The following is a 12075-nucleotide window of genomic DNA, read 5'->3' as shown; positions in this document are numbered from 1 at the left end:
TTGTACTTCTTTCCTGATTTACTTTCTTCAACAGTTGTTCACTGGATTGATCACACCCAGATTTTTGTCATTACCTTGCATTCCACAGATTTATCCACAGCTGTGGATGAAAAAGTTATCCACAGCCTAACTCATGCTTGTGGATAACTTGCAATTCGGGTAATTGCCGGTTTATCCAGCGGAAACATTGAAAGTCTAAACCTTCAATTGAGGTTTATCCACAGTTGATCCCGACCTGTGGATTGTTAATAAACCAGTTTTACCGCGTGTGAGCAGGGGAGTCCAAGAAATTGACAGGGAGAAATTTCACCTCCATCGGCGTGTCGCTACTGGTGCCCCCGCGGCGGGCGATGGAGCGCTGGCTACGGCGAGATCTGGCCCCCTACCTGCGCAGAAAAACAGCTTTGTAATTTTGGGGGTACCCGGGTGTCGATTTGTTCGAGGGGTTACCTGTCACGTAATCTGTCATGGTCTATCGCATTGGGCATATCTGTGTCCGTTGCGCGTGAGAGCTCAACATCGCTCGCGTTAGCCAGAGGGCTTAACAGGATTTTGATAGGGCACATTCTCACGAATCCATTCGTTTAGTGGGTTCACCTTGCACCCGGTCGCACAGGTTCAGGGTCGGACCCGCGCTTAAATTTCAAGGAGAATTACCGTGGCAAAGGGCAAGCGGACGTTCCAGCCGAACAACCGTCGTCGTGCTCGCAAGCATGGCTTCCGTACCCGTATGAGCACCCGCGCAGGTCGCGCAATTGTGGCAGCACGCCGCAAGAAGGGCCGCGCAAAGCTGACTGCTTAGTAGCAAGAAGCTTTCAACCGTGCTTCCAACCCAGCATAAGCTCACTTCGCCGGTGCAATTCCGGCGCACCATCAAAGGTGGTAAGCGTGCGGGGTCCCGCACTCTAGTGGTGCATCTGCATCACAGCGGTGGTATGCAAGCCGAAGCACACGCTGATTTAACTGGACACGCCGGCCCACGCTTTGGGCTGGTGGTCTCTAAGGCCGTCGGGAATGCGGTGGTACGTCACCGCACCTCCCGGCGGCTTCGGCATGTGTGCGCCAAGCTCATCCCTGAGATCCCTGCAGGCACAGACCTGGTCATCAGGGCCCTGCCGCAGTCCGGCCGGGCGAGCAGCGCGGAGCTTGAACGAGACATGCGGAAGGCCCTGCGCAAGATATGGGGTACGTAAATTCCTCCGGGGAGGACATCCCTAAGGCGCGCGGCGCCGCGAAACCACTGGTTTTCGTGGTGCGGCTCTACCAAAAGTACTTATCACCCCTTAAGATGGTGTCTACCTGTCGATTCGAACCGACCTGCAGCGCCTACGCCCTCGAAGCAATTTCCATCCATGGAGCCGTTCGGGGTACCGCGATGGCGGCGGCCAGGCTCAGCAAATGCGGCCCATGGCATCCGGGCGGATTCGATCCGGTGAACAAACAAACATAGGAACTATTAACCCGTGCTTAATTTCATCTATTGGCCAATCTCGGCTGTTTTGTGGTTTTGGCATTGGCTTTTGAGCCTCGTTTTGAACCCCGCGTGGGGAATTACGTGGATTCTGGCTATCGTGCTGCTGACCTGGACGCTGAAGGCACTCATGGTCAAGCCAACCATCAACCAGCTGCGATCCTCGCGCAAGATGCAGGAAATCCAGCCGCTGCTGCAGGAAGTTCGCACCAAGTATGCGAATGACCGCACCAAGCAGGCGGAAGAGATGCAGAAGATCTACAAGGACAATAACTTCCGTCCTTTGGCCGGCTGCCTTCCAGTCCTGGCGCAGATCCCAATGTTTATCGGCCTGTTCCACGTTCTGCGTTCCTTTGACCGCACCGTGGCCGTGGCCGGCGGCTTCGGAGGAACCACCTCCGAGCCGATGTCCGTGGAGCAAAACGCCAACACGGCAAACTACATCTTCAGCCCTGAGGCTGTCCAGGAGTTTTTGAACGCCAAGGTCTTTGGTGTGCCACTGGTGGCTAACTTGCAGGCAAACTCCGCGGTGCTGGAGAACATCAGCTGGCAGCAGGTGGCGCCCATCGTGGTCCCATTGATTGCCATCATCGCTGCCTTGACCCACTTGAATGCGAAGGCCAGCATCGACCGCCAGGAGGCCCGCCGCCTGTCCGGCAAGACCGCGGCACCACAGGGCGAGAACGCTGAGATGATGCAGCAGCAAATGGCCATGATGAACAAGTTGATGCTCTGGGTTATGCCAGGCATGCTGGTGGTTTCCGGCTTCATCTGGCCGATCGGTCTGCTGTTCTACATGCTGTCTAACACGGTATGGACCTTCTTCCAGACCCGCTGGGTATACGCCAAGATGGATAAGGAAGAGGCCGCTGAGGAGGCCGCAAAGATTGAGCTCAAGCGCACCTCCGCCCCGAAGCCGGGTGCCCGCAAGCTCGATAAGCGGACTAAGAAGCAGCGCAAGAGGAGCTAGCGTTTAGCGCGCCGCCTAGCCCCGTTACCCTCTACTTGAGTAGGTGGTAGCGGGGCTTTGCTGATCCGTGGGTGGAATAGGTGCGGGCGCTGCACTAAATTAGGACAAGGTTTATTTCATTAGCGGTCTAAGGAGTATGCGCGTGGCAGTAAACAACCCGCAGGACAGTCAGGAGCGGCCGCCCGCTTTGGCGTCCGAGGTCTTCGGGGACCGTCTGCCGCTGGCACAGCGCTACCATGATTCCCTTGCCACGGATGGCTCTATTCGCGGATTCATAGGCCCTCGCGAGGTACCGCGCCTGTGGGAGAGGCACCTGATTAACTGCGCCGTTATTGGTGAGGTCATGCCGGAAGGCGCACGCATTGTTGACGTTGGCTCCGGTGCGGGGTTGCCGGGTATTCCACTGGCCATTGCGCGCCCAGATCTGGATATCACCCTCGTTGAGCCGCTGTTGAAGCGTTCTACCTACCTGTCGGAGGTTAAGGAGGCGCTGGGGCTGGACAACGTCACCGTGATCCGCGGTCGCGCCGAGGAAGGCCCGGTGAAAAAGGCCGTGGCCGGAGCGGACATTGTCACCTCCCGCGCCGTGGCGCCCCTAGGCAAGCTGGCCAAGTGGTCGCTGCCGTTGGTGCGCAAGGGTGGGGAGATGATCGCTATGAAGGGCGAGTCCGTCTTCGAGGAGATCGAACGGGACGCCGCTGATTTGAAGAAGGCGGGCGCCGGAAAACCCACGGTAGAGACGGTAAAGGGCACCACGATTATCCGTGTCCGGAGGGTGAACTAGAGTGGGGGGCATGACTAATCCACGTCTTATCACCATCGCGAACCAGAAGGGCGGAGTGGGTAAAACCACCTCCGCGGTCAACCTTGCCGCGGCCCTTGCCGAGGCGGGCAAAAAGGTGTTGGTGATTGACCTGGACCCGCAGGGCAATGCCTCTACCGCGGTGGGTGCGGAGCATACCTCCGGCACTGATTCCAGCTATGAGGTCCTCTTGGGGGATCGCAGCGCCGAGCAGTGCATGCAGGCCTCCCCGACTCTGGAGAACCTGTTTTGCATCCCCGCCACCATTGATCTTGCGGGCGCTGAGATTGAAATGGTCTCCTTGGTCCGCCGCGAGTTCCGCCTCTTCGATGCGTTGCACAACGGCTTCTTGGATGAACACAGTTTTGATTACGTGTTCATTGACTGCCCGCCTTCCCTGGGCTTGCTGACCATCAACGCAATGACGTGCGCCGAAGAAGTCATCATCCCCATCCAGTGTGAGTACTACGCGCTGGAGGGCGTGGGGCAGTTGCTGGGAAATATCTCCATGATCCGCGAGCACCTCAATGAAGACCTGCACATTTCCGGCATCCTGCTCACTATGTATGACGCCCGCACAAAGCTCGCTGAGCAGGTTGCCCATGAGGTCCGCGAGCAGTTCGGCGCCGTGGTGTTAGGAAACGTCATCCCGCGCTCGATCCGCGTGTCTGAGGCTCCGGGCTACGGCAAGACGGTCATTGAATATGACCCCTCCTCGGCCGGCGCGCGGGCCTATAACGCCGCGGCGCGTGAGCTGGATAGGCGTGGTGATTACGTGCCTCACCCAACCACCGGCGCCATTGGTGTTAGCCCTGAGATCTACGCGGAATTGGAAGGATAGAACATGGAAGATAAAAAGCAAGGCGGCTTGGGCAAGGGTCTGGCCGCACTCATCCCATCTGGTCCTGGCGCTCCTTCCCGCAAGCCACGCTTGGGTGATTCCGCGGCGGACGTAATCCTGGGCGGGGCTCCCCAGAAGAAGCCCGCCGGTGAGGGTTCCGAGTCACCTGGGGCGTCTGGGGGCAAGCGCGTCAAGGGCGCACCGACCATCGCCACTACCGGCTCTAAGAAGCGCCAGCCCAAGCCGGCGGCCATTGGTGCCACGTACCGGGAGATCCCCATTGGGGATATCATCCCCAATCCTAAGCAGCCCCGTACGGTATTTGATGAAGAGGACCTCAATGAGCTGGTCCACTCCATCCGCGAGTTTGGCTTGCTGCAGCCGGTGGTTGTCCGCCCGGGTGAGGATGGCTTCGAGCTGATCATGGGTGAGCGTCGTTGGCGCGCGTCCTCTAAGGCCGGCTTGGCCACTATCCCGGCCATCGTCCGCGATACGTCCGACGATGACCTGCTCCGCGACGCTCTGCTGGAAAACATCCACCGCGTGCAGCTCAACCCGCTGGAAGAGGCCGCGGCGTACCAGCAGCTGCTGGAAGAGTTTGGCGTCACGCAGAATGAGCTGGCTGACCGCATTGGCCGTTCCCGCCCGCAGGTCACTAACATGCTGCGCCTGCTAAAGCTGCCCGTTTCCGTGCAAAAACGGGTCGCCGCGGGAGTTTTGAGTTCCGGCCACGCCCGTGCGCTGTTGGGGCTTGATGATCCGGCGGCTATGGAGCAGCTGGCTGACCGCATCGTGGCCGAGGGGTTGTCCGTGCGTGCCACCGAGGAGGCCGTCACCCTGTGGAAGCGTGAGGGCAAGCCCGAGGAAAAGAAGAAGCGCCCGGTGGCACAGCAGCCGCAGTTCTTCACGGACACGGCGGAGCGCCTCGCGGACCGCTTTGATACGAAGGTCACCGTCACCATGGGCAAGCGCAAGGGCAAGATGGTGGTCGAGTTCGGCGATCAGGAAGACTTTGAGCGCATCCTGTCCCTGATCGAGGGCAAGAAGTAATACGGGGCCGTGCATGCTGGAAAAGGTTAAGCAGAATACTGTTATCCATCCTCAGGCACGGCGTTCTACGTTTTGGGAGTTTGCCGCAGAGGACGTCGCAGATCCGGAGTTTGAGAAGGAGGCGTGGTTTAGCGCTACGCTCCTAGGCTTCGGTGAGTGCGGCTACACGGTGGGCGAGGAAGCCACCGTGCTGTTTTGCGGGCGCGATGACGCACCAGGCGTGGCCAAGATGGCTACCGGCCCCCTCTCCCCCGATGCGGCCATCATCACGTCCCTGTTCATCAATCCGGCCCGCGCCGGACGCGGCCTTGAGGCGGTCCTGCTGGATTCGGCCATCATGGATCTGACGGAGCGCGGCGCGTCCGCCGTGGAGGCCTTTGGGTACTACACCGGCCTGCATTCCCCCGATTCAGCTACCGCTGATCCCGTGGCCTATGACATGTGCCGCCATTTCATGGGTACTCGCCCCGAGTCGATTGGGCTGATGACCGTTGACGTCCTCCAGGCCGCCGGATTCGAGGTGGTTGCGGACCACCCCGTGACCCCGCGCCTGCGGCTTGAGTTGCCGCCGGCCCATGACCTCTTAACCGCCGCCGCGGTGGAGCAATTGCTAGCCAGGGCGCTGGCGTAAGGCTCAGGGCAACAGCTCGCCATCGGTGGATTTAGGTCGAATCCGGCCGCCAGCCAAGGTGGATGAATCCCCAGGCTACGGGGGCTTTACTGCTATGCAAAAAGCGGAACTAGTAGAAACTAATTCCGCTTTAACTTCGGGCCCCTAGGAGGGGATTCCGGAAGGGGCCTTAATTGCCCTCGGCCTTGAGCAGCTCGGCGAATTTAAACGTACCCGTCTTGGCATTGTCATCGTCGAGGAGATACAGGCGCTTGACAGCCACCACGATCGCTTCGGCGATGTCATCGCGGCGGGACGGGTTGGTCAGCACGGCCACGTCGCCGGGGTTAGTCAAGTAACCCAGCACTACCTGCACAACCGGCATGTGCGTTAAACGCAGCAGATCCCAGGTGCGGCCATGGTTACGGTTATTTCCCAAAGGCGTGCGGGCGGAGATCTCACGCTGGATAAACCCGGACAAGGTCTCGCCAATCAATGAGGAGTTGCCGTACTCGGTACCAAAGTAGAAGGAGGCAACGCCGTTGCCCTTTTCATTCGGGTACTCATCACACGCTAGGGAAATGATGAGGTCAGCGCCGAATCCGTTGGCAAGTTCGACACGGTCCTGGACGGAGGGATCGTCGGACTTGGTGCGCGAAATGATGGTTTCCATGCCGGCGGCGATCATGCGGCCCTCAATCCGCTGGGCCAGATCCCACAGGATTTCCTCCTCCGTGATCTCGCCAAAACGGCCCTTGACTACGCGGCCGGAGTGATTGCCACCCAGCGTGGGGTCGATGACCACGCGCTTGCCGGCCAGCTTAGGACCGGCGTTGCGCACGCGTTCACGTTCCTGGATGTTGTGGGCTGAGCCGCCGGTGATGCGGCGCCCGAGCAGGCTCAGCGCACGGATCGTGGCCGGGCCGCACACGCCGTCATCCTGAAGCCCATAATTGAGCTGGTACTCAGCCAGGGCCGCATGGGTGTTTTCCCCAAAGTGGCCATCCACGCGATTGTGGTAGAAGCCCAGCTCTTGGAGCTGACGCTGCAACTGTGACACGTCATCACCCACCAGCTCATTGTTGGGCTGGTAGCTCAGCACGCGCGCGCCTAGAGAATACGAGGCGTGACGCAGTTCGCGCAGCGTCAGGTCATCGATATTGCCGGACGGGACAATTCCTCGCGATTGTTGGAAGGCCTTGAGGGCCTCGGCGAGTGCCTCATCAAAGACCTTGTCCGAATCGGTGTACTTCTGCTTTTTCCAATCAGAAAGATCACCGGTGTAGTCAGAAAGCTTTCCCAAACGGGCAAGGGTGGCGCGAGCCTCAGCTACGCGGGTAGATTTATCACCCACCTGAAGAACCTTCTTCAGCATTACTCACTCCTTCCTTCCTTGCGAAAGCGATGTATGGAACCCAAGACGCACAAGTAGTTCAACGCGATCAATCAGTTATCCAGATTACCAACCTAGATATGCTTCTTAATCTGCGCCACGATGTCTTTCTTGGAACGCAGACCCACGAACTCATCCACCTTTTCGCCGCCCTTGAAGATCAGGACGGACGGGATGGACATGATCTGGAACATCGCGCCCAGCGAGCGCTCATTGTCCACGTTGACCTTGACAACCTTGACGTCATCGCCCAGTTCAGTGGCAACTTCTTCGAGGATCGGGCCCAGCTTCTTGCATGGACCACACCATTCCGCCCAGAAATCAACTACAACCGGCTTGTCCGCCTCGGTGACCTCAGCGCGGAAGTCATTGGTGGTCACGTTCTTGATGGAGCTCATAGTCTCTCCTTTTAATAAAATCAGTGGTTAGGCCGCCTAATCAGGCTGCCTAGGGTGCGGCCTTTAGCCCAGGGCCGCGATGTAATGCTCAGCGTCGATGGCCGCGCGGCAACCGGAACCGGCCGCGGTAATCGCCTGGCGGTAGTGATCGTCAACCAGGTCACCGCAGGCGAAGACGCCAGGGATGTTGGTGCGGGTGGTTGGCTGCTCAACCTGGACGTATCCGCCCTCATTGAGCGCTACCTGGCCGTTGAGGAACGCGGAGCGTGGATCGTGGCCAATGGCCACGAACATTGCGGTCACGTCCAGGATCTTGGTCTCGCCGGTGACGGTGTCCTTCAACTCCAGGCCGGCTACCTTGCCGTCAGCTTCTACTACCTTTTCCACGGTCTTGTTGGTTTCCCACTTGATCTGTGGGTTTTCCTTGGCGCGCTCCAGCATAATCTTGGAGGCACGGAAGTTTTCGGAGCGGTGGATGATAGTCACGGACTCAGCGAATTTGGTGAGGAACGTTGCCTCCTCCATTGCCGAGTCACCGCCGCCTACCACGGCAATGTTGTGGCCCTTGAAGAAGAAGCCATCACAGGTAGCGCAGGTGGATACGCCGCGGCCAGTCAGCTCGGTTTCACCTGGGATGCCGAGGTGGCGCGGGGCGGCGCCGGTGGCGAGGATGACGGTGCGGGCCTCAAAGACCTCATCGCCAACGTGGAGCTTTTTGATCTCTCCCTCGAGCTCAACGGAATCCACAACTTCCATGCGCAGGTCGGCGCCGAAACGGATGGCCTGTGCGCGCATCTCCTCCATGAGCTCCGGGCCCATGATGCCCTTCTGGAATCCAGGGAAGTTCTCCACCTCGGTGGTGTTCATTAGCTCGCCGCCGTACTCGAATCCCTCAAATACGATTGGCTTGAGCTCTGCGCGCGCTGCGTACAGCGCTGCGGTGTAGCCAGCTGGGCCAGAACCAACGATGGCAACATCGTGGATGGTCATTGCTCACTCCTCTAAGTAGTGCTCACGTATCAATGCATTGTGGGTCCCCAGGGCGGTTGTTCAACCGTTCCCGAAAACCTGTAACTCGAACAGAGTCTACCCCGCTACCGCCGAATACGTGATCTCGCGCAGCGGCCGAGCCCTATTGGGAATGAGCTGCATAATCGCCGCGCGTGTCCAGCGCGGCCCGCAGTACCTCCTTCGCGCGCGAGCGCCGGGATTTGACGGTTCCCGGCCGAACCCCCTGGGCTTTGGCCACCTCATGGACGGGAAACCCGGCTATATCGGTGAGGTAGAGCGCCTCCACCTGGTCCTCCCGCAGTTGTTCCATCGCCGTTTTCAGCAGGATTGAATTTTCAATATGTGGGGTGGGGTCATGGGCGGTTGCGCGGTTGCGATCATGGTCAAAGTCCTCGCTGTCTAAAGAAGCATTCTCCCTATTGGCCCGGTGGTTTAGGTAGTCGAAGCCGCTGTTAAGCACCAGCTTGTGCAGCCACGTGTACAGCTTTGCCTCCCCGCGGTATGAATGCATATTGGTGCTAGCCTTCAGCAGCGCGTCCTGCACGATGTCCTGGGCGTCCGTGTCATTGTGCGTGTAGCGGCGCGCCACGTAGGTCAGGCGCTTCCTGTGCCGCCCGACGATTTCCGAAAAGGCCCGAGTATCCCCCGCGATGAAGGCATCAACCAAGTCTTCATCGCTACGGCGGCCCTGCTCCCCTGCCATCCCCGAATCCTTTCCCCGATTTTTTCTGCCCGGTACTATCTCCCCGGGCGTATCTCCCGGCCCCACCCGGTAGATGTTCCCTATTTAATTTGAAACACGAAACGGATTTAAAGTCCACGAATTGCGTGCACAATTCATTTGGTTTTAAATTCACTCCTTGCCTTTCCCCAGTTCAGCCCGCAAAACGCGAAAGGCCACCGCGGGGCCCGGCTAGGCCGGTTACCCACGCGGTGGCGCGTGTCGTTCGTGGAGGATTATGCTCCGGGGCTCTCTAGGGGATTTGGGATGGGATTGAGGCGCGGATAGGCCCCAGCCCCTATCTCCTTAGCCTTTAGCCCTGCCGGCCCTGCACCTCCAGCGCGCGGCGGACTGCGTCTTGAACCTCAAGGAGCACGCGGCGCAGCGCGCCCGGAACCTTGCCGTTGGCGATGAACGCGTCCGTGGCCTCCAGGGCCATGGGCAGCTCGGGGTAGAGGCCCCGGACAAGGCGGTTGGCAATCTCGATGGGGTGGTCTTCCCAGATCTGGCCGAGTACCTCGAAGAATTCTTGAGCGAAGGGCTCGGTCAACGCACCGGAACGCGGCGCGTTGAAGGCGCTGAGTAGGGCATCCACCTCGGCGTTGGACCACCGGCCCGGCTCGCGGAGCAGGTCGAAGACTTCCCGCTTGGTGGCCGCGTCGGGCGTGGCGTAGCGCGCGCCGAGGTATGCGGCCGCGCCGGTCAGCGTGTTATCCCGCCGCTTTTCCTCTTCGAGTTCCTCGGCGGTGACGGCGTCACGCGCGGATAGCGCCGTGAGCACCGCCCAGCGAATGTCTGGGTCCAGCTCCACGCCGGCCACGCCGCCGCCCAGGAGGTAGCGCAGGCGTTCCGTCCCCGCCTTTTCTGGGGTGGCGGCCAGGGCGCCGATGGCCGCGCGGGCCAGCACCAGTTGGGTATCCGAACCGGCCTCCGCGGCCTTTAAGAGGGCCCACACATCATCGGCGTATTTGGCCCGGATCTCATCACGCATAGCCTCAGGGGTGTAGTGGCCCGCGGCGTAGGCGGCATTGGCAAACGCCGTGGTCAACAGCGTGGGGTTCTGCTCCGCCGGGGCGTGGGCCAGGACCGTCGCCAGGTAATCCTCAACCGGCCATTCGCCGTCACGCGTGAGGTTCCACAGGGCGGTCCAGGCCACGGCGCGGGAGAGCTCATTGTCAATGGAGCTCAAGGAGGCGCGCAGGGTTGCCAGCGAGGTTTTGTCGAAGCGCACCTTGGCATAAGTGTGGTCGTTGTCATTGAGCAGGACCAGGGCGGGCTCGCCGGTGATAGGCACCTCGGTGCGGGCGCCGTTAACGTCCACATCCAGCGTTGAGTAAGGGTTAAGGTCGGCATCGAAGAGGGTGACATCGATGCGGTGAGGGCGCAGTTTATCGTCCGCGGTGGCCTCGATGATCAAGGTGTTTGCCTCCACGCGCGGGGTCAGCGTATCCGGGCCCCACGTGCGCAGCCACGCGTGGGCCCACGCGTCGAGATCGCGGTCCGTGTGGGAGCGCAGCGCGGTGAGCAGATCGCCAAAGGTGGCCGCGTCGAAGGCGTGTGCTTTGAAGTAGTCACGCGCGCCGGCGTAGAAGTTGTCCCGGCCCACGTAGTGGACCAGCTGTTTGAGCACGGAGGCGCCCTTTGCGTAGGTGATGCCGTCAAAGTTCTGGCGGGCGGCGTCAACGTCTGGGATCTCCGCTTTGATGGGGTGCGTGGTTGGCAGCTGATCCTGAGAATAGGCCCAGTTCTTGCGCTGGCCGGCGAAGTTGGTCCAGGCCTCGGTATAAGGCGTGGCCTCGACGGAGGCATCCGCGCCCATGAATTCCGCGAAGGATTCCTTGAGCCACAGGTCATCCCACCAGCGCGGGGTGACCAGATCGCCGAACCACATGTGGCTCATTTCGTGGAGGATGGTGTTGGTGCGCCCGGCGTGCTGGGAGCGGGTGGCCTTGGAGCGGAAGAGGTACTTTTCCGTGAACGTAACCAGGCCCGGGTTTTCCATGGCCCCCAGGTTGTACTCCGGAACAAAGATGGAATCATACTTGCCCCACGGGTAAGGGAATCCGTAGTTCTCGTGGAAAAAGTCCATGCCGCGGGCGGTGATATCAAGGATCTCGTCATCCAGGTACTCCTCCATGGACGCCCGCGCAAAGGCGCGCAGTTCGGAGGATAGCGAGCCATCCGGGGCGTTCCACGTGCGCTGCTTGGACACGTACGGGCCGGCGGCAAAGGAAGTCAGGTAGGTGGATAGCCGCGGCGTTGGCGCGAAGGTAGTGGTGGTGCCGGCCGTGCTTATCGCCGGCTGGTTGGAGAGCACGGTCCAGCCCTCCGGCGCGGTCATGGTGACGTTGACTATGGCCTTGAGGTCCGGCTGGTCAAAACAGGCAAAGATGCGCCGCGCGTCCGAGGGCTCCAGGTGCGAATACACATACGTTTGCCCATCCGCATTGTCGCGCATGCGGTGCAGGCCCTGGCCGGTGCGGGAATACAGCGAGGTGCCGGTGACCTCCACGCTCAAGGGGTTACCGGTGGGCAGGTCGTGCAGGTAGATGCGCCCGCCGTCAAAGTCGGGTTCCACCGCCTCCCCGTTAATGGCAACGGATTGGACCGACTCTCCCAGGTAATCCAGGAAAACCTCCGCGTCCGTGGTGGTGAAGTCCACGCGGGAGGTCACCGTGTACCCGGCCTCCTCCGTGGGGGCCTGAGAGAGGTCAAGGTGCAGGTAATACGCGGAAAGCTCAAGCGCCCGGGTGCGCGCTTGAGCTTCGACGTGAGTGAGGTTCGCATCAGTCATGCGGACCAGTGTAT

The 12075-nt window shown here is 60.3% G+C and carries 13 protein-coding genes; 8 read left to right on the top strand and 5 right to left on the bottom strand.

Going from position 1 to position 12075, the window contains the following annotated elements; genetic code table 11:
* Positions 1-658: 658 nt before the first annotated feature.
* The 8 genes from rpmH (at position 659) to CENDO_RS11065 (ending at position 5765) form a co-directional block, all read left to right on the top strand.
* Entirely contained in the window at positions 659-802 is a 144-nt protein-coding gene (gene rpmH / locus CENDO_RS11100; RefSeq protein WP_003847033.1) for a 50S ribosomal protein L34, read from the top strand.
* A gap of 19 nt (positions 803-821) precedes the next feature.
* On the top strand, positions 822-1193 hold the full coding sequence (rnpA, locus tag CENDO_RS11095) for a ribonuclease P protein component (RefSeq protein WP_136142067.1): 372 nt from the start codon (positions 822-824) through the stop codon (positions 1191-1193).
* Positions 1181-1450, top strand: coding sequence for a membrane protein insertion efficiency factor YidD (yidD, locus tag CENDO_RS11090; RefSeq protein ID WP_210726541.1), 270 nt, complete (start codon positions 1181-1183; stop codon positions 1448-1450). Before rnpA ends, yidD begins: the two co-directional genes overlap by 13 nt.
* Positions 1451-1463: 13 nt before the next feature.
* Positions 1464-2441 carry a membrane protein insertase YidC gene (yidC, locus tag CENDO_RS11085; protein WP_136142066.1) on the top strand — a complete coding sequence of 326 codons (978 nt, stop codon included), beginning with the start codon at positions 1464-1466 and terminating at the stop codon, positions 2439-2441.
* Positions 2442-2577: 136 nt separating this feature from the next.
* Complete coding sequence (gene rsmG, locus CENDO_RS11080) at positions 2578-3225, top strand: 16S rRNA (guanine(527)-N(7))-methyltransferase RsmG (protein ID WP_136142065.1); 648 nt, start codon at positions 2578-2580, stop codon at positions 3223-3225.
* Positions 3226-3235: 10 nt separating this feature from the next.
* Positions 3236-4084, top strand: coding sequence for a ParA family protein (locus CENDO_RS11075; protein WP_136142064.1), 849 nt, complete (start codon positions 3236-3238; stop codon positions 4082-4084).
* A gap of 3 nt (positions 4085-4087) precedes the next feature.
* The gene (locus CENDO_RS11070) at positions 4088-5134 is read left to right on the top strand and encodes a ParB/RepB/Spo0J family partition protein (protein ID WP_136142063.1); all 1047 of its coding nucleotides are present in this window, start codon (positions 4088-4090) and stop codon (positions 5132-5134) included.
* Positions 5135-5147: 13 nt separating this feature from the next.
* A complete protein-coding gene (locus CENDO_RS11065; protein ID WP_136142062.1) occupies positions 5148-5765 on the top strand; it encodes a hypothetical protein in 618 nt (205 codons plus the stop codon).
* A 169-nt stretch (positions 5766-5934) separates the two neighbouring features.
* Here CENDO_RS11065 and CENDO_RS11060 read toward each other — a convergent pair whose 3' ends face one another.
* The 5 genes from CENDO_RS11060 to pepN all read right to left on the bottom strand — a co-directional run bounded on the left by CENDO_RS11060 (position 5935) and on the right by pepN (position 12061).
* Positions 5935-7116 (bottom strand): N-acetylmuramoyl-L-alanine amidase, encoded by a 1182-nt coding sequence (locus tag CENDO_RS11060; protein WP_136142286.1) that lies wholly within the window; start codon positions 7114-7116, stop codon positions 5935-5937.
* A gap of 95 nt (positions 7117-7211) precedes the next feature.
* A complete protein-coding gene (gene trxA / locus CENDO_RS11055) occupies positions 7212-7535 on the bottom strand; it encodes a thioredoxin (RefSeq protein WP_136142061.1) in 324 nt (107 codons plus the stop codon).
* 63 nt (positions 7536-7598) lie between these two features.
* Positions 7599-8525, bottom strand: coding sequence for a thioredoxin-disulfide reductase (gene trxB / locus CENDO_RS11050; protein ID WP_136142060.1), 927 nt, complete (start codon positions 8523-8525; stop codon positions 7599-7601).
* Between the two features lie 142 nt (positions 8526-8667).
* Positions 8668-9249 (bottom strand): RNA polymerase sigma factor, encoded by a 582-nt coding sequence (locus CENDO_RS11045; RefSeq protein ID WP_136142059.1) that lies wholly within the window; start codon positions 9247-9249, stop codon positions 8668-8670.
* A gap of 331 nt (positions 9250-9580) precedes the next feature.
* On the bottom strand, positions 9581-12061 hold the full coding sequence (pepN, locus tag CENDO_RS11040) for an aminopeptidase N (RefSeq protein ID WP_136142058.1): 2481 nt from the start codon (positions 12059-12061) through the stop codon (positions 9581-9583).
* Between the last annotated feature and the right edge of the window lie 14 nt (positions 12062-12075).

The sequence above is a fragment of the Corynebacterium endometrii genome (genome assembly GCF_004795735.1).
GTDB classification, from domain to species: Bacteria; Actinomycetota; Actinomycetes; order Mycobacteriales; family Mycobacteriaceae; genus Corynebacterium; species Corynebacterium endometrii.
Note: the sequence above shows the minus strand (reverse complement) of the source record. Positions and strands in the feature narration are given on the sequence as shown.

Bases quoted from the DNA above. Each gene is read 5' to 3' on its own strand.
- CENDO_RS11065 (WP_136142062.1), top strand. From the start codon at position 5,148: ATGCTGGAAAAGGTTAAGCAGAATACTGTTATCCATCCTCAGGCACGG.
- CENDO_RS11070 (WP_136142063.1), top strand. From the start codon at position 4,088: ATGGAAGATAAAAAGCAAGGCGGCTTGGGCAAGGGTCTGGCCGCACTC.
- trxB (WP_136142060.1), bottom strand. From the start codon at position 8,525: ATGACCATCCACGATGTTGCCATCGTTGGTTCTGGCCCAGCTGGCTAC.
- CENDO_RS11075 (WP_136142064.1), top strand. From the start codon at position 3,236: ATGACTAATCCACGTCTTATCACCATCGCGAACCAGAAGGGCGGAGTG.
- rsmG (WP_136142065.1), top strand. From the start codon at position 2,578: ATGCGCGTGGCAGTAAACAACCCGCAGGACAGTCAGGAGCGGCCGCCC.
- trxA (WP_136142061.1), bottom strand. From the start codon at position 7,535: ATGAGCTCCATCAAGAACGTGACCACCAATGACTTCCGCGCTGAGGTC.
- CENDO_RS11045 (WP_136142059.1), bottom strand. From the start codon at position 9,249: ATGGCAGGGGAGCAGGGCCGCCGTAGCGATGAAGACTTGGTTGATGCC.
- yidD (WP_210726541.1), top strand. From the start codon at position 1,181: ATGGGGTACGTAAATTCCTCCGGGGAGGACATCCCTAAGGCGCGCGGC.
- pepN (WP_136142058.1), bottom strand. From the start codon at position 12,061: ATGACTGATGCGAACCTCACTCACGTCGAAGCTCAAGCGCGCACCCGG.